This is a genomic window from Achromobacter deleyi (assembly GCF_902859705.1).
Lineage (GTDB): Bacteria > Pseudomonadota > Gammaproteobacteria > Burkholderiales > Burkholderiaceae_B > Achromobacter > Achromobacter deleyi.
On the sequence record NZ_CADIJO010000015.1, the window covers coordinates 38,075 to 58,662 of the forward strand.

The window sequence follows — 20,588 nt, forward strand, 5'->3', positions numbered from 1 at the left end:
ACCCGAATGACTACAGGGGGGAAATCGGAACGCGGACCCGGACGGCGCCCGGGGGCGGCGCCCTGCCCGTCCGGCACGAAGCCGGACGGGGCAAGCCATCGGTCAGCGACCTGGCGGTGCGCGTGGTGTGGGCCCTGGTTGGTTGCCTACATCATCGCGCTCCCCCAGCTACTGCCTCGAAATCAGAGGCTGTAGTACATGTCGAATTCGACCGGGTGCGTGGTCATGCGCAGACGGTTCACATCGCCCATCTTCAGGTCGATGTAGGCGTTGAGCATGTCGTTGCTGAAGACGCCGCCGCGGGTCAGGAACTCGCGATCGCTGTCCAGGGCTTCCAGCGCTTGTTCCAGCGAGGAGCACACGGTCGGGATCTTGGCGTCTTCTTCCGGCGGCAGGTCGTACAGATTCTTGTCGGCGGGATCGCCGGGGTGAATCTTGTTCTGCACGCCGTCCAGGCCGGCCATCATCAGGGCCGAGAAGGCCAGGTACGGGTTGGCCAGGGGGTCCGGGAAGCGCGCTTCGACGCGGCGGCCCTTCGGGTTGCCGACGTACGGAATGCGGATCGAGGCCGAACGGTTGCGGGCCGAGTAAGCCAGCTTGACCGGGGCTTCGTAGTGCGGAACCAGACGCTTGTACGAGTTGGTGCCCGGGTTGGTGATGGCGTTCAGGGCGCGGGCGTGCTTGATGATGCCGCCGATGTAGTACAGCGCGAATTCCGACAGGCCGGCGTAGCCGTTGCCCGCGAACAGGTTCTGGCCATCCTTCCAGATGGATTGGTGCACGTGCATGCCGGAACCGTTGTCGCCAACGATGGGCTTGGGCATGAAGGTGGCGGTCTTGCCGTAGGCATGGGCCACGTTGTGCACGACGTACTTGACGATCTGGGTCCAGTCGGCGCGTTGCACCAGGGTGCTGAACTTGGTGCCGATTTCCAGCTGGCCGGCGCCGGCGACTTCATGGTGGTGCACTTCGACCGGCACGCCCATCTGTTCCATCAGCAGGCACATTTCCGAACGCATGTCCTGGAACGAGTCGACCGGGGGCACGGGAAAGTAGCCGCCCTTCACAGCGGGACGGTGGCCGGTGTTGCCGCCTTCGAATTCCAGGCCGGTCGACCACGAGGCTTCTTCGGACTTGATCTTGACGAAGGTGCCCGACATGTCGGTGTTCCAGGTCACGCCGTCGAACACGAAGAATTCGGGTTCCGGACCGAAGTAGGCGGTGTCGCCCAGGCCCGAGGCCTTCAGGTAGGCTTCGGCGCGCTTGGCCAGCGAACGCGGGTCGCGGTCATAGCCCTTCAGGTCGGACGGTTCGACCACGTCGCACGACAGGATCAGCGTCGGCTCTTCGCGGAACGGGTCCAGGTTGGCGGTCGACAGATCGGGGATGAGCAGCATGTCGGAGGCTTCGATGCCCTTCCAGCCCGGAATCGACGAACCGTCGAAGGCCTGCCCGCTTTCCAGCTTGTCTTCGTCGATCGCGGTGGTGGGCACGGACACGTGGTGCTCACGGCCAACCGTATCGGTAAAGCGGAAATCCACGAATTTGACTTCGTTATCGGCGATCTGTTTCAGGACGTCTTTCGGGCTTGCCATGTCATCTCCATTAGATAAAAGGGTCGAGGGCTGTGCCGCTCTCGACTGGCATAAAAGAGGGAAGCAATAAGCGTGCCAGGTTCTACCCCCGGGATTGCCCGAGGATTGGCCAGGTCAGGGAAAAATGTAGCACCATTATGGTGCAAAGCATGGGGCACGAATGCCCCATTTTGGTGCCAGACTGCTACAGGAACATTTCCTGCAGGTCATTGAGGAAACGCCAGCCCAGGGGCGTGGCCCGCAGGCGGGTCGGATCGGCGTCCAGCAGGCCCCGTTTCGAGGCTGCCTCCAATTGGTGCGCAATGGCGGCCAGCGACAGGCCGGTGCGTTCGCTGAACATCGTGGTGGCCACGCCGTCCTTCAGGCGCAGCGCGTTCAGCATGAATTCGAACGGCAGTTCGTCCGGGCCCACCTGGCGGTTTTCCGACAGGTGACTGCCGTCGCGGGCCGCGGCGGCCTGCATCCAGGATTCGGGGCTGCGCAGCCGCGCCTCGCGCACGATGCGGTCGTGGAACGACAGTTTGCCGTGCGCGCCCGGGCCCAGGCCCAGGTAGTCGCCGAATTCCCAGTAATTCATATTGTGGCGGCAGCGCGCGCCGGCCCGGGCGTAGGCGGACACCTCGTAGCGGGCCAGGCCGGCCGCGGCCAGTTCGGCCTCGACCGCGTCCTGCATCGCCGCGCTGGTGTCATCGTCCGGCAGGTCTTCGGGCGGAAACTTGGCGAACACCGTATTGGGCTCCATCGTCAGGTGATAGAGCGACAGGTGTTCCGTGCCAAAGCCGATGGCCTGGCGCAGATCGGCCACACAGGCCTCCAGCGTCTGGCCCGGCAAGGCGAACATCATGTCCAGGTTCACGCGCGGCGCGGCGCGCTGGGCCATCTCGATGGCGGCACGGGCCTGGGCCGAATCATGGATGCGGCCCAGCTTCTTCAACTGGGCGTCGTCAAAACTCTGGATACCCAGCGAAAACCGGGTCACGCCGCTGGCCGCGTAATCGCGAAAGCGATCGGCCTCGGCGGTGCCGGGGTTGGCTTCCATGGTGATTTCGGCGTCGGGCCACATATTCAAACAGGCGCGCAGCATCGCCAGCAGCTCGTCCAGCCCGGCGGCCGACAAGAGGCTGGGCGTGCCCCCGCCGATGAATACCGACACCACCTGGCGGCCCCAGATGGACGGCAACGCCTGCTCCAGGTCGCTGCGCAGTGCATCAAGATAGGCGCGCTCGGGAATCTCGCCCGGCGCCGCGTGCGAATTGAAGTCGCAATACGGGCATTTGCGCACGCACCAGGGCACGTGCACATAGACCGACAGGGGCGGCAGGCTGGTCAGCGTGGCGCCGGCCGGCGTGACCAGGCGCGTACGCGCGGCGCCCGTGTCGGGGCGGATGGGGATGGTGATGGACATGCGGTGTTCCTGGGCGGGACGCGCCCGCCTTGCATCAAGCCTGGCTGATCTTGCCCAGCAGTTCGCGCAGGGCGCGGGCGCGGTGGCTGATGGCGTTCTTTTCCTCGGGGTCGAGCGAAGCGGCCGTCAGCCCCTGGTCGGGCAGGTAGAAGTGCGGGTCGTAGCCGAAGCCGTTGGCGCCTTCGGGCTGGTCGATGATTTCCCCATGCCACAGGCCTTCACCGATCAGGGGGCACGGGTCGTTCTCGCTGCGCACCAGGGCCAGCACCGCCACGTACCAGGCGCGGCGGTCGGTCACCGAGGCCAGCTTGGACACCAGCAGCGCGTTGTTGGCCTGGTCGGATTTTTCACCGCCATGCATCTTGGCGTAGCGGGCGGAATACACGCCCGGGCCGCCGTCCAGCGCGGCCACGCACAGGCCGGAATCGTCGGCCAGCGCGGGCAGGCCCGTCAGGCGGCTGGCGTGGCGGGCCTTGGTCAGGGCGTTTTCGACAAAGGTGACGTGCGGCTCTTCGGCCTCGGGCACGCCCAGTTCGCCCTGCGGCACCAGTTCGATGCCCAGGGGCGCGAACAGGGCGGAAAACTCACGCAGCTTGCCGGCATTGTTGGAGGCCAGCACGACGCGGCGCAGGGAATCGGGAATATGGGGGGATGTCATAGGGCCAAATTGTATAGGGCGCGGTCGCGATTGCAGACCGCCTGTTACGTGTAACCGCAACAACACAGAAATATTCGATGGTCAATATCACTAATCTTGTCACTGATCGTATCCAAACGCTCCGGCGATGAACCCACCTCAAGCTTTGCCCCGGCCGTATGCGGCCGGTGTGCCCCCCATTCCTGGCGGCGCGGCGTCCGCGTCCGTCAGCCTGGCGGGCATTCTGCGCGAACGGCTGCTGCGCCCGCGCTTCCAACCCGTCATCGACCTGTCCCACAGCCGCATCTACGGCCATGAAAGCCTGATCCGCGGCCCGGTCGACACCGCCCTGCACTTTCCCGACGCCCTGTTCGCCGAAGCCCGCCGCCAGGGCCTGCATCCGCAGCTGGAACTGGCCAGCTTCCGGGCGGGCGCCCAGGGCTTCAACCAGAACGAGGCGCCGGGCAAGCTGTTCCTGAACCTGTCGGGCTCGGCGCTGATCCACTACTGGACGCTGTGGGGCGACGAAATGCCGCTGCGCCTGCTCAAGGATTGCACGCTGGCGCCGTCCAACATCATCGTCGAACTGACCGAGCAGGACCCCCTGTCCGAACACATGGCCACGCTGGGCAGCGCCTTCGCCTGCCTGCGTGAATACGGCATGCGCATCGCGCTGGACGACTACGGCGTGGGCAATTCGAACCTGCAGCTGTGGTCCGAGATGCAGCCCGACCTGGTCAAGATCGACCGCTACTTCTTCAATGGCATCGGCCACGACGACCGCAAGCAGAACATGGTGCGCGCCATCCTGAAGGTGGCGCAGTACCTGGGCACCGCCATCGTGGCCGAAGGCATCGAGACCGCCGAAGACCTGGCGGTGGTGCGCGACCTGGAAATCCGCTACGCCCAGGGCTGGCTGCTGGGCCGCCCCGACGAGGCCCTGCTCACCGAGCTGACCCCGCCCCTGCGCGATTCGCTGCGGGTGCGCGCGCCGGCTCCGCTGTCGCAGCGCTCGGCCGGCGGCACCGCGGCCAGCCTGCGGGTGGAAGCCCCCGCCGCCCTCCTGACCAAGCACACCAACGACGACGTGCATCGGCTCTTCATCGAACACAAGAGCCTGCACGCCGTGGCCGTGGTGGACGGCGACAACCGCCCGGTCGGCATCATCAACCGGCGCGACTTTTCCGAGCATTACGCCCAGCGCTATACCCGCGAACTGTTCGGCCGCGACGCCTGCTCGACCTTCATGAACGCCGAGCCGGTGCTGGTGGACCTGGACGTGTCCATCGACCAATTGAGCCACGTGCTGATCTCGGAAGACCAGCGCTACCTGATGGACGGCCTGATCATCACCCGCGACGGCCGCTACGACGGCCTGGCCACCGGCGAAACGCTGGTCCGCTCGGTGACCGAAATGCGCATCGAGGCCGCACGCTATGCCAACCCGCTGACCTCGCTGCCCGGCAACATCCCCATCAGCCGGCACATCGCCACGCTGCTGGAAGACGCCGCCGACTTCACCATCTGCTATGGCGACCTGAACAACTTCAAGCCGTTCAACGACGTCTATGGCTACTGGCGCGGCGACGACATGATCATGCTGACCGCCGACGTCATCAAGCGCCACTGCGATCCGCTGCGCGATTTCGTGGGCCACGTCGGCGGTGACGACTTCGTGGTGCTGCTGCGCAGCCCCGACTGGACCGAACGCATCCAGCGCATCATCGCCGAGTTCAATGAACGCGCCGTCGACCTGTACGACGACCAGGGCCGCCGCAACGGCGGCATCGAAGCCGAAGACCGTTACGGCGTGCCGCGCTTCTTCCCGTTCGTCACGCTGGGGGTCGGCGCGCTGACCGTCACGCCTTCCCTATGCGAGCGCATCCGCCCGGAGGACATCGCGTCGGCCGCTGCCCATGTCAAGCACAAGGTCAAGCATGGGAACCTGTCGCTGGTGTCCGAGCGCTACAGCGGCGGCGCCCTGCCGCAGCTCACTCCCTGACGCCTGCCCGGCGGCGTGCTGCGCCGCCTGGGCGATCTGGAACACCGAGACCGCGCGCTGCAGGCCTTGTGCCTGCAATTCCAGCGCGGCGGCCGCGGCGGCGGTCTGTTCCACCATGGCGGCGTTTTCCTGGGTCGAGCGTTCGATGTCCGCCACCGCATCATTGACCGACGCGATGCCGGCGGCCTGCTCGGCCGTGGCGCTGGAGATCTCCGCCACGATCTGGGTCACCTTATCGACCGAGGCCAGCATGTCGCGCATGGTGTCGCCGGCCAGGTTCACCTGGCGCACGCCCACTTGCACGCGCGAAGCGGAATCCTCGATCAGGCCCTTGATTTCCTTGGCGGCCTGCGCGCTGCGCTGGGCCAGCGAGCGCACCTCGCCCGCCACCACCGCAAAGCCTTTGCCCTGCTCGCCCGCGCGCGCGGCTTCCACCGCCGCATTCAGCGCCAGGATGTTGGTCTGGAAGGCAATGCTGTCGACCACGCCCACGATCTCGCCGATGCGGCGCGCGCTGTCGGCGATGCCCTGCATGCTGGTCACGACTTCTTCCACCGCCTGGCCGCCGCGCTGGGCCAGCTGGGTGGCGCTGAGCGCCTGGCGGCTGGCCAGGTCGGCATTGCCCGCCGTCATCTGCACCGTATGCGCCAATTGCGTCATGTTGGCCGCCGCTTCCTGCAGCGAGCCGGCCTGGCGCGCCGTGCGGTCCGACATGTCGGCCCCGCCCGCGGCGATCTCGCCCGACCCGGTATGGATTTCCTCGACGCCGTGGCGCACCGAGGCCACCGCCGCCGACAGCCCCGTCTGCATCCGGCGCATGGCCGAATACAGCACGCCGATCTCGTTATCGCCATGCACCGCGATGTTGCCGGTCAGGTCGCCGTCGGCAATGCGGTCGAAATGCGCGCCCGCCTCGTTCAGCGGCCGCAGGATGCGGCGCCGGAATCCCAGGCGGATCAGCACCGCCAGCACCAGCACGAAGGCCAGCACGGCCGCGGCCACCACCGTCACCCGCTGCATCGTCTGGCTGGCGCCGGCCACCGCCGCCTGGCCCTGTTCGCGGGCATAGGCCTGGTAGGCATCCGCCTGCTTCACATAGGCGGCGCCCGTCACCGGCAGCACCTTGTCCACCAGCCTGTTCACCTCGATGCCGTTCCAGCCCTTGATGGCCTTGAACATCGGCGCCAGCGTCTGGTCGGCAAACGCCGCGTTGGCCGCCAGCGCCTGGTCGAACAAGGGCGCGCCCTGCTCGCTGGTGTCCGCATTGGCGCGCAGCCGCGCCAGGCTGGCCGCGGCCTGCTTGAGCAGCGCGTCGGCGTGGGTCAGCGACTGGTCGCGGGCTTCTTCCAGCCCGCCTTCCATGGCCGTCTTGGCGTCGGTCAGCGCGGCGCGCGCCTGGAACAGGCGGCTGGTCATGTCCGACAGGTCGCTGGCGCGCTCGATGCTGCCGCGGCCCAGCGCCTCGATATCGGCCCGGTTCTCGCGCAGCACGGCGATCCCGGCCGCCGCCGCCAGCGCAAACAGCGCCACAAACACCGCGAGAATCGCCGAAACCGCTGTCGTCACCCTGAGATTTTTCCGCATATCCATCCGTCTGTTGCATCGCCACATAGGCGTAACGGGCCGATTATGGGGATGCAGTTTGGCAATTTCTTGACACATCCCCGGCCCAGCATGACAAACGGCGGTCACACAAATGCGCTTTTGCGAACAGGAACCCCGTATTAATGAATTGTGAATTGGCAGGCGCGGCCCCTTGCGGCACATTCGATGCTGTACCGATTCATTCATAGACACCGACGACTCCATGCCCGACGCCTCCCACGCCTACCAGGACATCCGCGAAGCCGTGCGCGACCTCTGCGCGCAATTTCCCGCCGAATATTTCCGCAAAGTCGACGAAGAACGCGGCTACCCCGACGCCTTCGTCCGCGCGCTCACCGAAGCCGGCTGGCTGGCCGCCCTGATCCCCCAGGAATACGGCGGTTCCGGCCTGGGCCTGACCGAAGCCTCGGTCATCATGGAAGAAATCAACCGCAGCGGGGGCAACTCGGGCGCCTGCCACGGCCAGATGTACAACATGGGCACTTTGCTGCGCCACGGTTCCGATGCGCAAAAGCGCGAATACCTGCCGCGCATCGCCGCGGGCGAACTACGCCTGCAATCCATGGGCGTCACCGAGCCCACCACCGGCACCGACACCACCAAGATCAAGACCACCGCCGTGCGCCGCGGCGACCGCTACGTCATCAACGGCCAGAAAGTCTGGATCTCGCGGGTGCAGCATTCCGACCTGATGATCCTGTTGGCGCGCACCACCCCGCTGGACCAGGTGACGCGCAAGTCCGAAGGCATGTCCATCTTCCTGGTCGACCTGCACGAGGCCGTCAAGCACGGCATGTCGATCCGCCCCATTCCCAACATGGTCAACCACGAGACCAACGAGCTGTTCTTCGACAACCTCGAAATCCCGGCGGACAACCTCATCGGCGAAGAAGGCAAGGGCTTCAAGTACATCCTGGACGGCCTGAACGCCGAACGCACCCTGATCGCCGCCGAATGCATCGGCGACGGCTACTGGTTCGTCGACAAGGTCACCGCCTACGCCAAGGAACGCATGGTGTTCGGCCGCCCCATCGGCCAGAACCAGGGCGTGCAGTTCCCCATCGCCCGGGCCCACATCAACGTCGAAGCGGCCAGCCTGATGCGTTACGAGGCCTGCCGCCTGTTCGACGCCCACGAGCCCTGCGGCGCCCAGGCCAACATGGCCAAGCTGCTGGCCGCCGACGCGTCCTGGGAAGCCGCCAACGCCTGCCTGCAATTCCATGGCGGCTTCGGCTTTGCCACCGAATACGACGTCGAACGCAAATTCCGCGAAACCCGCCTGTATCAGGTTGCGCCGATCTCGACCAACCTGATCCTGTCCTACGTCGCCGAACACATCCTGGGCCTGCCCCGCTCCTTCTGACATGACCGCCGCCAAAGACACCCCCCACCTCAGCGCCGAACTCGCCGCTTTTGCGGCCAACCTGCGCTTCGAAGACATCCCCGCCCCGGTGCTGCGCCGCGCCGAAGACCTGCTGCTGGACTGCCTGGCCTCGATCCTGGCCGGCGCGTCTGCCCGTCCGGTGCTGGCCATGGACCGCTACGCCGCCGCCATGGGGCCGGCTGACGGCCCCAGCGAAATCCTGATCAACCGGCGCCGCACCTCGCCCGTGTTCGCCGCCATGGTCAACGCCGCGGCCGCTCACGTGGTCGAGCAGGACGACGTGCATAACGGCTCGGTGTTCCACCCGGCCGCCGTGGTGTTTCCGCCCGCGCTGGCCGTGGCCCAGGCGCTGGGCAGCTCGGGCCGCGACCTGCTGGTGGCCGCCGTCGCCGGCTACGAAGTCGGCATCCGGGTCGGTGAATTCCTGGGCCGTTCCCATTACAAGATCTTCCACACCACCGGCACCGCCGGCACCCTGGCCGCCGCGGCCACCACCGGCCGCCTGCTGGGCCTGTCGCCCGAGGCCATGCTGCATGCGCTGGGCTCGGCCGGCACCCAGGCCGCCGGCCTGTGGGAATTCCTGCGCGACGCGGCCGATTCCAAGCAACTGCACACCGCCCGCGCCGCCGCCAACGGCATTGCCGCCGCCTACCTGGCCCGCGAAGGCTTCACCGGCGCGCGCCACATCCTGGAAGGCCCGCAGGGCATGGCCGCCGGCATGTCCCGCGACGCCGACCCCACGCGCCTGACCGACGGCCTGGGCACGCGCTGGGCCCTGGCCGAAACCTCGTTCAAGTTCCACGCCTCGTGCCGCCACACGCATCCGGCAGCCGACGCCCTGCAACAGGTGCTGCGCGACAACCATCTGACCGAAGACGCCATCGACCGCGTGGTCGCGCACGTCCACCAGGGCGCCATCGACGTGCTGGGGCCCGTGGTCGACCCACGCACGGTGCATCAATCCAAGTTTTCAATGGGAACGGTGCTGGGCCTGATCGCCCGCAAGGGCCGCGCCGGCCTGCCGGAATTCGACGCCGCGCTGGACGACCCCGCGGTCGCCGCCTTCCGCGCCCGCGTCACGATGGAACTGGACCCCGAGGTCGACGCCGCCTACCCGCAGCGCTGGATCGGCAAGGTCACCGTCCACACCCGCGACGGCCGCACCCTGCACGGCCGCGTCGACGAACCGAAAGGCGATCCGGGCAATACCCTGTCGCGCGATGAAATCGAGGCCAAGACGCTCAGCCTGGGCCGTTACGCCGATGCCGCGACCGACGCGGAACTGCGCGGCCTGATCGGCGCGATCTGGAATCTGGAAAAAGCGGAACGGATCGGCGCGCTGCTGCCGTAACCGCAAATCTGGCCCCAGCTGTGATGGCAGCGTGCCAGGCCGGCACCCGCCGGATATTTCAACGGGATGGCCGCCCACCCGGGCGCCATCCCGCTTCGTGCTTCAGCCGCCCAGCGCCGCGCGCTGTTCGCGCACCAGCCCGGCGATGCCGCCTTCGGCCAGCGCCAGCATGGCGTCCAGCTCGGCGCGCGTGAACGTGGCGCCTTCGCCCGTGCCCTGCACTTCGACGAACGCGCCGCTGCCCGTCATGATGACGTTCACGTCCGCGTCGCAGGCCGAGTCTTCCTGGTAGTCCAGGTCCAGCACCGCGCGGCCATCCACCAGGCCCACCGACACGGCGGCTACCGCGTCACGGATCGGGTTCACCGCCACGTCGCCGCGCTGCATCAGCAGCGCCACGGCATCGGCCGCCGCCACCCAGGCGCCCGTGATGCTGGCGCAGCGCGTGCCGCCGTCGGCCTGCAAGACGTCGCAATCCAGGTGCAGCGTGCGCTCGCCCAGCGCGCGCATGTCGAACACCGCGCGCAGGCTGCGCCCGATCAGGCGCTGGATTTCCTGGGTGCGGCCGCTTTGCTTGCCGCGTGCGGCTTCACGATCGCCGCGCGTGTGCGTGGCGCGCGGCAGCATGCCGTATTCGGCCGTCACCCAGCCTTCGCCCTTGCCCTTCAGGAAGGGCGGCACCTTTTCCAGCACGCTGGCCGTGCACAGCACGTGGGTGTTGCCGGCCTTGACCAGAACCGAGCCCTCGGCGTAGCGCGTGAAGCCGCGCTCCAGGCTGAACGGCCGCAGTTCGTCGACGGCGCGGCCCGACGGGCGGGCGATGGCAGGGGCAGTGGTCATGGGGCAAGACTCCAGTCAGATTCGATTGGCGGCATTGTACGGGCAGCGTGTCACCGCAGGCCCTGCCGGCCCCAGCGGCGTGCGCGTTTGGAGTATCCTGCCGCGATATACGGGCTGCATATACCCGCCCCCGCCCCGGCGGGCCGGCGGAACCGGCGCGGCCCGGCCCCAAAACAGCAAAAGGAAACCCACACCATGATCCGCAGCATGACCGCCTTCGGCAACGCCCGGGCAGACCTGGAACAAGGCACGCTGGCGCTGGAACTGCGCAGCGTCAACAGCCGCTTCCTGGACCTTTATTTCCGCCTGCCCGACGAGCTGCGCCACGTCGAGACGCCGCTGCGCGAACTGCTGACCGCCCAACTGGCGCGCGGCAAGGTCGAGATCCGGGTGTCTTATACGCGTAACGTCAGCACCGACCTGTCCAAGCTCGAACCCGCCTGGCTCGAAACCCTGGCCGAACAGCTGCAAGCCGCACGCCGCGTGCTGCCCGACATCGCCGCGCCGCGCCTGGTCGAGCTGTTCAACTGGCCCGGCCAGCGCACCAACGACGCGCTCGACCCGCAAGTCTGGGGCGCCGCCTGCCTGCAGGCCGCCCAGGAAGCCCTGACCCAGTTGCAGGACGGCCGCGCCCGCGAAGGCGAACGCCTGGCCGGCATGATGCGCGAATGCGCCGACGGCGTCGCGGGCATCGTCGAATTGGTCCAGAACCACCTGCCCCAATTGCTGGCCGACCACCGCGACAAACTCGCGTCCAAGCTGCGCGAAAGCGTCGAATCCGCCTTCCCCGGCGGCTTCACCCACATCACGGGCGCCGAGCTGTCCGAGCGCCTGTCCCAGGAAGCCAACCTGTTCGCCCTGCGCATCGACGTCGCCGAAGAACTGTCGCGCCTGCGTTCGCACCTGGAAGAACTGCGCCACCTGCTCACCGACGGCGGCAGCAAGGCCACGGGCAAGAAAAACGCCGGCAGCGCCGGCAAGCGCCTGGACTTCCTGTTCCAGGAAATGAACCGCGAAGCCAACACCCTGGGTTCGAAGGCCGGCAGCATGGAAGTCACTCGCGCCGCCATGGACCTGAAGCTGCTGATCGAACAGATGCGCGAGCAGGCGCAAAACATCGAATAGCGCGACAGGATTCCCGATGTGATAAGGTGACGCCGCGGCTATGGGAGTCCTTCCTTCTATCCTTGATACCTAGGGTTCCCGCTTTCCGCATTGCGCCTGCCTTCGGCAGGCGTTTTCACGTGGACTTGCATCATGAATCCGATCTATCTGCGTCGCCGCTGCCGGCTCCTGCTGGGCAAGACACCTCCTGCCGGCAACGGGTCCGACACGCCCTCAGGCCCCGTGACCGCCGTCGAGCTGGCCGCCATCCAGGCGCAAGCCGAAGCGCTGGGCTACCTGTTGTCGGATGCGGTGTTGACCCGCCTGGCGGCGTGGCCGCGGCCGTCCGTGACGCTGGTCGGACGCCAACTGTTGAAGGTCCTGCGCGAAATGACGGGCGCGCACCGCCAGTACCGGCCGCTGTACCCGGATTTTCCGAAACAGGTGCAGGACTTGAGCGATGCGCAGCGCTATCTGGATGCCATCACGCACTACGTGACCCTGCGCCGGATGCCCGGCGACGGCTCCGACCGCCCGCCGCTGTTCCATGGGCGCGAGCCGCAGATCATTGAATTGGGCGAGGCCGCCGAATGCGAAGCCATCTTCACCCAGTTGGCCGCGTCGGCCACCTCGCTGTCCGAGACGGATCGCATTGACCTGGCCTGGTACGTGAAGCAATATCGTGCCGACATCTTCCGTTTGATGCCGGCGAAGATTCCGTTCAAAGAAACGCTTGCACTGGTCTGCTCCCACCTCATCCGGCACGTGCCGGGCTCCGCCACGGACGCCTTTCTGCATGACCGGCTGGACACCGCCACCGACGTGCTCCGCGTCGCGGTGGCCCTGGCGGACGGCGATGTGTCGCTTGCGCTGCCCACGCGCTTTGCCTCCCTTGCCCGCGCCCGGCGCAAGCAGTTGCTGGCGCTTGTAGAGCGGCACCCCAATGCCGCACAGGACATGCCGCGCTGGAAAGAGCGCTGGAAGCGGCTGGGCGAAGTGCTGCACCCCGGCGAATACGCCGACCGCTTCCCGGCGACGGCCGCCGCCTTTGCCCAGCTGCGCAGCGGCCGCCCCCCGGCCACCTTCAACAGCGCCATCGAAGCCTTGCTGGCCGCCGGCCAGGCGGAGGACGCCGCCCAGCGCCTGGCCAGCCGCCCAGGCGAATTCGCGCGCCGGCTGGACCATCTGCTGCGTACCGCGGCAAACCCGCAGTCGGTCCTGCAGGGCTTTGCCCGCGTCATCGAGCAGGTGCCGACTCCCCTGCTGCTGCAACTGCATACCCACGCGACGCACCGCGACGCGCCCACTGCGCTGCGCTCGTTCTACCCCAAGGGCGACGTGGCCAAGGTATTTGCGATGGCGGACGCCCGCGCACCGCTGCCCGATGGATCGGCCGCGGCCCTTGGCGACCTGTGCCAGGCCACGCTACTCAAGCGGTTTGCCACGCTGGCGCCGTTGGGCGACTGCTATCTGGACCCGGCGCTGCGCGATCACGTGGTGCCTTTGGCTCAACGCGCCGCGTCGCGCAGCCTGCGCACGCTGGCACGCGGCAGCAGCCTGCCCTTGCCCGACGCTGACTTCGTCAGAATGTTCCTCTGGTGGAAGAACGGCAGGGGCCGCGCCGACGTCGACCTGTCTGCCGCCATGTTCGGCGCGGACTTCGAATTCATCGACGCGCTGACCTACTACCGCCTGCAAAGCTACGGCGGCTATCACAGCGGCGATATCGTCGACGCGCCGCAGGGTGCGGCTGAATTCATCGACCTGGACCTGGAACGCCTGCGCGGCCGCGGCGTACGCTTCGTCGTCATGGTGCTCAATAGCTTCACAGGCCAGCCGTATTGCGACCTGCCCGAGTGCTTCGCCGGATGGATGGCCCGCCATGACGCGAATTCGGGCGAACCCTTCGAACCGCGCACGGTCATGGATCGGGTCGACTTGGCGTCCAATATGATGATCAGCCTGCCGCTGGCGCTGGACCTGCACGCCGGGCGCATCCGTTGGATGGATGTGGCGCTGCGCGAACAGCCCCGGCTGAACAATGTGGCCAACAACCTGTCCGGCGTGTCGCTGATGCTGCGCTCGTTGATGACGCGCCCCCAACCCGACCTGCATACGCTGTTCACGCTGCATGCCCAGGCGCGCGGCCGGATCGTGGACGACGCGCAGGCAGCGCGGACTGTCTTTGGCGTACACGGGGGCATCACCCCTTTCGACACCGACCGTATCCGCGCGGAATTCCTGGTTTAGCGCGCCCGCGCTTGGTCAGCGCGGCGCTGGCTCTCCCCGCAAGGCCGAATCCAGGTACGCGCTGCGCGCCCGGGCGTCCGGGAAGGTCATGTCCTTGTAGCTCACGAAGCGCGATCCCTTGGCCAGCCGGTAGCCCAGCCAGATCAGCAGGAACAGCGGAATGCCGATGTACGTGGCGGCAACGCCGCCCCAATCGATGCGCTGCTCCAGGAAAGCCTGGTAGTTCTGCCCCAGCGTGATGATCAGGCACAGCGCGAACGCGAAGATCGGACCGAACGGAAAGAATGGCGACACATAAGGCAGATCGGCCAGGTTGCGGCCCTGCTTGACGTAGCCGCGGCGGAATCGGTAGTGGCTGATGGCAATGCCCAGCCAGGCAATGAAGCCGGTCATGCCCGACGTATTGAGCAGCCAGATGTAGACGGCCTTGGGGCTGAACACAAACGTGAAGAAACACAGCGCCGCAACCACCGTGGTGGCCACCAGCGACCACAACGGCACGCCCGAGCGCGACACACGGCCGAACACCGCCGGCGCCTTGCCGTCGCGCGCCAGGCTGTAGAGCATGCGGGTCGCCGCGTACATGCCGGAATTGCCGGCCGACAGCACCGAGGTCAGCACCACGGCGTTCATGATCGAGGCCGCGGCCAAGAGGCCGGCGCGCTCGAAGATCAGGGCAAACGGGCTGACGCTGATGTCGGTGACTTCGTTGCGCAGCAGATGCGGATCGGTATAAGGAATCAGCAGGCCGATCACCAGGATCGCCGCCACATAGAACAGCAGAATGCGCCAGAACACCTGGCGCACGGCGCGCGGCAGGTTCTTGGCGGGGTCCTTCGATTCACCGGCGGCAATGCCGATGAGTTCGGTGCCCTGGAACGAGAAGCCCACCACCATGGCCACGCCGATCAGCGCCGCGAAACCGCCCGCGAAAGGCGCGTCGCCCACCGTCCAGTTGGCCACGCCGCCGCTTTCACCGCCACGGATGATGCCCAGCAGCATCATCACGCCCATTGCCACGAAGGCCAGTACCGCCACCACCTTGATCAGGGCGAACCAGAATTCCGCTTCACCGAAGCCGCGCGCCGACAAGGCATTCAGGCCGAAGGTGATCGCCAGGAATAGCGCGCTCCAGTAGACCCCGGGCACGTCCGGAAACCAGTACGCCATCACCAGCTGGGCGGCCACCAGGTCCACCGCCACCGTGACGGCCCAGTTGTACCAATAGTTCCAACCCAGCGCGAAGCCGAAGCCCTCTTCCACATAGCGCGCGCCATAGGTCGAGAACGACCCGGACACCGGCATGCTGGCGGCCAGTTCGCCCAGGCTGGTCATCAGGAAATAGACCATCACGCCGATCAGCACGTAGCCCAGCAGCGCGCCGCCGGGGCCGGCTTGCGCGATGGTGGCGCCCGAGGCCACGAACAGGCCCGTGCCGATGGAGCCGCCCACCGCGATCATCGTCAGGTGGCGCGACGACAAGGTGCGGCGCAGTTCGGACGGCGCGGGTGTCGCCGCCTTGCCGCCGCTTGGGCGCGAGTCGTGTTCCGATAATGCCAAAGTCGTGTTCCTTCAGAGCGAAAAGCCCCCGCCGGCCGGGTGGCGAGGGCTGCGGGTTTTCCCGGCAACGGCGGAGCATAGCGCAACTGCCCCCGGTCGGCGAAATCCCCAGGGAAATGCCGCCGCGGCCGCCCACAAAAGAAAAGCGCCTTCCGAAGGCCTTTGGGCCGCTCGGAAAGCGCTTTTCCCCTGGTAAAGGCAACGCGCCTTATTGGAACGCCGTCTCCATGAAGGTACGCAGTTTGCGCGAATGCAGCCGTTCGGGCGGCATGTCGCGCAGGCGCTCCAGCGCCCGGATGCCGATTTCCAGATGCTGGTTGACCTGCCGGCGGTAGAAGGCGCTGGCCATGCCCGGCAGCTTCAGCTCGCCATGCAGCGGCTTGTCGGACACGCACAGCAACGTGCCGTAAGGCACGCGGAAGCGGAAACCGTTGGCCGCGATGGTGGCCGATTCCATGTCCAGCGCAATGGCGCGTGACTGCGCGAAGCGCTCGACCAGTTCGACGTGATCGCGCAGTTCCCAGTTGCGGTTGTCGATGGTGGCCACCGTGCCGGTGCGCATGATGCGCTTGAGGTCCCAGCCGGACAGGCCGGCCACTTCCTCCACAGCCTGCTCCAGCGCCACCTGGACTTCGGCCAGGGCCGGCACCGGCACCCAGGTCGGCAGATCGGCATCCAGCACGTGGTCTTCGCGCACATAGCCGTGGGCCAGCACGTAATCACCCAGCCGTTGCGAATCGCGCAGGCCGGCGCAGTGGCCCAGCATCAGCCAGGCATGCGGACGCAGCACGGCGATGTGGTCGGTGATGGTCTTGGCGTTGGATGGCCCCACGCCGATGTTGACCAGCGTGATGCCGGAATGGTCGCCGCGCACCAGGTGGTAAGCCGGCATCTGCGGCAGCCGCTGGCCCTGGCCTTCGTCGGCCGGAGACGATTCGCCGCGCCGGGTGATGCGGTTGCCGGGTTCGACCAGCATCTCGTAGTCTTCGTTGCCGCTGGCCATCAGGGCGCGGGCCCGGGCGCAGAACTCGTCGACATAGAACTGGTAGTTGGTGAACAGCACGAAATTCTGGAAGTGGCCCGGCGCCGTGGCGGTGTAGTGCTGCAGGCGGTGCAGCGAATAGTCCACCCGCTGCGCCGTGAAGGGCGCCAGCGGCTTGGGTTCGCCTTCCTTGCCGCGCCACGAACCGTTGACGATCGCGTCATCGGTGACGGCCAGGTCGGGCACGTCGAACAGGTCGCGCAAGGGGCGCTTGAGCGCTTCCAGGTGCTCGCCTTCGACATAGGCGCCTTCCGGAAAGGCGAAATGCAGCGGGATCGGGGAATCGGACTCGCCCACCTCGACCGCCACGCGGTGGTTCTGCAGCAACTGGCCCACCTGTTCGATCAGGTAGTCGCGAAACAGGGCCGGCTGGGTGACGGTGGTCTGGTAGATGCCGGGTTCGGCCACGTGGCCGTACGACAGGCGGGTATCGATGGGGTCGTAGGTTTCGACGAGGATGCGGATGGCCGGGTAATACGCGCGGGCCCGTTCGCGGCCGTTGCCGGAGCCCTTCAGGACTTCGCGGAACGCCGACCGCAGGAAGGCCGTGTTGCGCGCGTAGATTTCCACCAGCCGGTCGACCGCCGCCACCGCGTCATGGTAGGGCTCGAAAGGAATCGCCTCGGGCCGGTTCATGGAGGACAGGGGGTGTACTGCGTTCATCATTGAGCATTACTCCGCTTTCTTTTCTATCTTGTTTTAAGCGGCCGCTCTCGGCAATCAAGCCGGAAGAGGCCGATGCCGACGATTATGCACGACCCCGGGGCCGTATGAAGTGTCATATTCGCGCGCTTCTCGGCGCGTGGTCGCCGCAGCCGGCATCGCCAGCGCAATAGAAACAATATATCATTCCGTTTTTTCCGTTTCCGTTGCCCCCTTCCCCGATGCCGCCGGCCTATCGCCCCCGCCCAGGCAGTCCTCAGCACCTGACCCGATGGGCCGTGCTGGCGTGGCTGTGCGCCTGCCTGCTGCTGGCCCCGCTGGGCGGCTTGCGCCACGTGCTCACGCACCTGGACAACGGCGCGCCGCCGGCGCACGGCAACCTGGCGGCATCCCTCGCCGGAGCGGCCTCCAACCCGTCGTCCGCCCCGGTGCCAGACGACGTGCACACTGCCGACAAGCTCGGCCACTGCGACCTCTGCCACATCTGGGACTTGCTGGACGCCACCTTGCCGGCGTCCTTTCCGCTCATCGCCGGCACGGCGCCCCGCATCGCACCGACGCCGTCGGCGCCGGGCGGCGCCACCGTGGCCGCCGGCAGCTGGTTCCAATCCCGCGCCCCGCCCGCCGCGGCTTGAAATCCCCTAGCCCCGATTTCAACCGCCGCCCTCTTGGCCGGCACCCAGGATTGCCACCATGCCTTTTGCTGCTTCCGCCGCGGGAACGCGCCTGTCCCTGCGCGCCTTCACCGCTTCATCGTCGGCCCGCTCGTCATCCGCCCGCACCTCGCTGACCCTGACCCCGCTCGCCCTTGCCTGCCTGCTCGCCCTGCCCCAGGCCGCCCTCGCCCAGGCCGCCCCGGACACCACCACGCTGTCCCCCGTCGTCATCACCGCCAACCCCCTGGGCAGCGAAGCGCTGGCTTCGCCGTCCACCATCGTGCAGGGCCTGGACCTGGACCTGCGGCGCGGCTCGAACCTGGGTGAAACGCTGAATGGCCTGCCCGGCGTATCGACCACCACCTACGGCCCGATGGTCGGCCGCCCCATCATCCGCGGCCTGGATGGCGACCGCATCCGCCTCCTGAACAACGGCGTCGGATCGCTGGACGCCTCGTCGCTGTCGTTCGACCACGCCGTGCCGCAAGACCCGCTGTCCACCAATCGCGTCGAGATCCTGCGCGGCCCGGCCGCCCTGCTCTACGGCGGCAACGCCATCGGCGGCGTGGTCAACACCATCGACAACCGCATTCCCACCGAACCCATCGACGGCATCCACGGCGACGTGGCCGGCAGCTACGGCGGCGCCAACAACGACCGCAATGGCGCCGTGCAAGTCGAAGGCGGCGATGGCACCTTCGCCATCCATGCCGACGCCTTCAGCCGCAAGACGGGCGACCTGCGCATTCCCGGCTACGCCCGCTCGTCGCAGCAACGCGCCATCGACGGCCCTGACCAGGACCAACCGCGGGGCCGCCTGCCCAACAGCGACGGCCAGGCCAGCGGTGGCGCGCTGGGCATGTCCTGGACCGGCGAGCATGGCTATGCCGGCCTGTCCTACAGCGGCTACGACTCGGACTACGGTTCGGTCGCCGAGCCGGACGTGCGCATCAAGATGCGCCAGGAACGCTTCGGCTTCGCCAGCGAACTGCGCGACCTGGACGGCCTGTTCACCAGCGTCAAGCTCAACTTCGCCTACACCGACTACCAGCACAAGGAAATCGAAGACGGCGAAACGGGCACCATCTTCAAGAACCGCGGCTACGAGGCCCGCCTCGAGGCTCGCCATGCCGACATCGGCCCGCTGCACGGCGTCGTGGGCCTGCAACTGGGCCAGACGCGCTTCTCGGCGCTGGGCGACGAAGCCCTGGTGCCCACCACCGACACCGATTCGGCCGCCCTGTTCCTGCTGGAAGAATGGGCCGTGAACGACCGCCTGACCCTGAGCGCGGGCGCCCGCGCCGACTACTCTCGCCTGACGCCGGCCGGCGGCGGCTATGAACGCTTCGACGGCGCCAGCCGCCGCAGCTTCACGGCCGGCAGCTTCTCGCTGGGCAGCATCTACAAGCTGGACAGCGCCTGGTCGGTGGCGGCCAATGCCGCCTACACCGAACGCGCCCCGACGTTCTACGAGCTGTACGCCAACGGCCCGCACGCCGCCACCGGCCAGTACCTGGTGGGCGACCAGAACCTGGCCAAGGAACGCGCCTGGTCCGGCGACCTGTCGCTGCGCTACAAGAAGGATGCCGACAAGGCCAGCATCGGCGTGTTCTACAGCCGCTTCTCGAACTACCTCGCTGAAACCAATACCGGCCGCTATCGCAATGACGATGGCGACGTAGTGGCGGCCGGCGACGACGGCGCGCTGCCCGAGGCCCGCTACCAGGGCGTGTCCGCCCGCCTGTACGGCCTGGAAGCCGAAAGCAGCACCCGCGTCCTGCAGCGCAATGGCCACAAGCTGGACCTGGGCCTGTCGGGCGACTACACGGTGGCGCGCAACAACGACACCGGCCGCTCGCTGCCGCGCATTCCGCCGCTGCGCCTGCGCGTGGCGCTGGACTATGGCTACGGCCCGTACAACGCCGGCGTCAGCGTTTCCAAGGCCTTCGCCCAGCACAGCCATCCGGACAACGACACCTCCACGCCCGGCTACTACAGCCTGGACGCCAACGCCGGCTATCGCTTCAAGGTGGCGGCCGTGCAGTGGCAGGCGTATGTGCGCGGCATCAACCTGACCAACCAGACCATCCGCTACGCCACGTCTGTCCTGCGCGACGTCGCCCCCGAGGGCGGCCGCGCGGTGATGGTCGGGCTGCGCGGCAGTTTCTGACGAGCCAGGCCAGGCACGGATCGGGCGCGGCGATGGCTGCGTCCGCCCGATTCGGCCACCACTATCCGTCACCGATATTTTCGACGGCTGGCCGTTACCTTTTTCCGACCGGGCAAAGTAACGGCCGCCCCACCAGAATGCTGCATTGCACTACAAATGTAATGAAACTTTATTCCATTACAATACCGTGGCAGTCAGTGGGGCCTAAGGCCTGCCAACACCGCAAAAGCACCGCGCTCGCGTTGGCAGACCCTAGGCTCACCTGCCTCCTTTCCGCCGGCTTGCCCCCTGGGCAAAGCCATGCCGCCTACTCCGATTTTTGAA

At 67.2% G+C, this 20,588-nt stretch carries 13 protein-coding genes and 1 pseudogene; 7 read left to right on the top strand and 7 right to left on the bottom strand.

Annotated features, from left to right (window positions below):
• Positions 1-182 precede the first annotated feature (182 nt).
• The 3 genes from glnA to rdgB form a co-directional block, all read right to left on the bottom strand.
• A complete protein-coding gene (gene glnA / locus HV798_RS20460; protein ID WP_025136498.1) occupies positions 183-1,595 on the bottom strand; it encodes a type I glutamate--ammonia ligase in 1,413 nt (470 codons plus the stop codon).
• 184 nt (positions 1,596-1,779) lie between these two features.
• On the bottom strand, positions 1,780-3,000 hold the full coding sequence (gene hemW / locus HV798_RS20465) for a radical SAM family heme chaperone HemW (RefSeq protein WP_175193722.1): 1,221 nt from the start codon (positions 2,998-3,000) through the stop codon (positions 1,780-1,782).
• 34 nt (positions 3,001-3,034) lie between these two features.
• Positions 3,035-3,658, bottom strand: coding sequence for an RdgB/HAM1 family non-canonical purine NTP pyrophosphatase (rdgB, locus tag HV798_RS20470; protein WP_175193723.1), 624 nt, complete (start codon positions 3,656-3,658; stop codon positions 3,035-3,037).
• A gap of 127 nt (positions 3,659-3,785) precedes the next feature.
• Here rdgB and HV798_RS20475 point away from each other — a divergent pair, with 127 nt between their 5' ends.
• Complete coding sequence (locus HV798_RS20475) at positions 3,786-5,639, top strand: EAL domain-containing protein (RefSeq protein WP_343038580.1); 1,854 nt, start codon at positions 3,786-3,788, stop codon at positions 5,637-5,639.
• Between the two features lie 150 nt (positions 5,640-5,789).
• On the opposite strand, the pseudogene HV798_RS20480 reads toward HV798_RS20475, so the two are convergent.
• Positions 5,790-7,448 (bottom strand): annotated as a pseudogene (locus HV798_RS20480) (methyl-accepting chemotaxis protein); the annotation flags it as partial.
• On the opposite strand from HV798_RS20480, the gene HV798_RS20485 reads away from it, so the two are divergent.
• Both HV798_RS20485 and HV798_RS20490 read left to right on the top strand, forming a co-directional pair.
• The gene (locus HV798_RS20485; protein WP_175193724.1) at positions 7,447-8,607 is read left to right on the top strand and encodes an acyl-CoA dehydrogenase family protein; all 1,161 of its coding nucleotides are present in this window, start codon (positions 7,447-7,449) and stop codon (positions 8,605-8,607) included. The pseudogene HV798_RS20480 and the gene HV798_RS20485 overlap by 2 nt on opposite strands.
• Before the next feature lies 1 nt (position 8,608).
• Positions 8,609-9,979 (top strand): MmgE/PrpD family protein, encoded by a 1,371-nt coding sequence (locus HV798_RS20490; protein WP_175193725.1) that lies wholly within the window; start codon positions 8,609-8,611, stop codon positions 9,977-9,979.
• Between the two features lie 102 nt (positions 9,980-10,081).
• Here the strand turns inward: HV798_RS20490 and rph are convergent, their stop codons facing one another.
• Positions 10,082-10,819: a ribonuclease PH gene (gene rph / locus HV798_RS20495; protein ID WP_175193726.1), complete on the bottom strand. Its 738-nt coding sequence runs from the start codon at positions 10,817-10,819 to the stop codon at positions 10,082-10,084.
• 195 nt (positions 10,820-11,014) lie between these two features.
• On the opposite strand from rph, the gene HV798_RS20500 reads away from it, so the two are divergent.
• Both HV798_RS20500 and HV798_RS20505 read left to right on the top strand, forming a co-directional pair.
• Positions 11,015-11,944: a YicC/YloC family endoribonuclease gene (locus HV798_RS20500; protein WP_175193727.1), complete on the top strand. Its 930-nt coding sequence runs from the start codon at positions 11,015-11,017 to the stop codon at positions 11,942-11,944.
• A 132-nt stretch (positions 11,945-12,076) separates the two neighbouring features.
• Positions 12,077-14,173, top strand: a complete 2,097-nt coding sequence (locus HV798_RS20505; RefSeq protein WP_175193728.1) for a TerD family protein — start codon at positions 12,077-12,079, stop codon at positions 14,171-14,173.
• A gap of 15 nt (positions 14,174-14,188) precedes the next feature.
• Here the strand turns inward: HV798_RS20505 and HV798_RS20510 are convergent, their stop codons facing one another.
• The gene (locus HV798_RS20510; protein ID WP_175193729.1) at positions 14,189-15,733 is read right to left on the bottom strand and encodes an amino acid permease; all 1,545 of its coding nucleotides are present in this window, start codon (positions 15,731-15,733) and stop codon (positions 14,189-14,191) included.
• 208 nt (positions 15,734-15,941) lie between these two features.
• Entirely contained in the window at positions 15,942-17,441 is a 1,500-nt protein-coding gene (locus HV798_RS20515) for an AMP nucleosidase (RefSeq protein WP_425486158.1), read from the bottom strand.
• A 275-nt stretch (positions 17,442-17,716) separates the two neighbouring features.
• On the opposite strand from HV798_RS20515, the gene HV798_RS20520 reads away from it, so the two are divergent.
• A complete protein-coding gene (locus tag HV798_RS20520; protein WP_246289001.1) occupies positions 17,717-18,073 on the top strand; it encodes a hypothetical protein in 357 nt (118 codons plus the stop codon).
• Between the two features lie 58 nt (positions 18,074-18,131).
• Entirely contained in the window at positions 18,132-20,264 is a 2,133-nt protein-coding gene (locus tag HV798_RS20525; RefSeq protein WP_175193730.1) for a TonB-dependent receptor, read from the top strand.
• Positions 20,265-20,588 lie beyond the last annotated feature (324 nt).

What these genes read in the sequence shown, in the direction of transcription:
- glnA (WP_025136498.1), bottom strand. Translation starts at nt 1,595, where the DNA reads ATGGCAAGCCCGAAAGACGTCCTGAAACAGATCGCCGATAACGAAGTC.
- hemW (WP_175193722.1), bottom strand. Translation starts at nt 3,000, where the DNA reads ATGTCCATCACCATCCCCATCCGCCCCGACACGGGCGCCGCGCGTACG.
- rdgB (WP_175193723.1), bottom strand. Translation starts at nt 3,658, where the DNA reads ATGACATCCCCCCATATTCCCGATTCCCTGCGCCGCGTCGTGCTGGCC.
- HV798_RS20475 (WP_343038580.1), top strand. Translation starts at nt 3,786, where the DNA reads ATGAACCCACCTCAAGCTTTGCCCCGGCCGTATGCGGCCGGTGTGCCC.
- HV798_RS20485 (WP_175193724.1), top strand. Translation starts at nt 7,447, where the DNA reads ATGCCCGACGCCTCCCACGCCTACCAGGACATCCGCGAAGCCGTGCGC.
- HV798_RS20490 (WP_175193725.1), top strand. Translation starts at nt 8,609, where the DNA reads ATGACCGCCGCCAAAGACACCCCCCACCTCAGCGCCGAACTCGCCGCT.
- rph (WP_175193726.1), bottom strand. Translation starts at nt 10,819, where the DNA reads ATGACCACTGCCCCTGCCATCGCCCGCCCGTCGGGCCGCGCCGTCGAC.
- HV798_RS20500 (WP_175193727.1), top strand. Translation starts at nt 11,015, where the DNA reads ATGATCCGCAGCATGACCGCCTTCGGCAACGCCCGGGCAGACCTGGAA.
- HV798_RS20505 (WP_175193728.1), top strand. Translation starts at nt 12,077, where the DNA reads ATGAATCCGATCTATCTGCGTCGCCGCTGCCGGCTCCTGCTGGGCAAG.
- HV798_RS20515 (WP_425486158.1), bottom strand. Translation starts at nt 17,441, where the DNA reads ATGATGAACGCAGTACACCCCCTGTCCTCCATGAACCGGCCCGAGGCG.
- HV798_RS20525 (WP_175193730.1), top strand. Translation starts at nt 18,132, where the DNA reads ATGCCTTTTGCTGCTTCCGCCGCGGGAACGCGCCTGTCCCTGCGCGCC.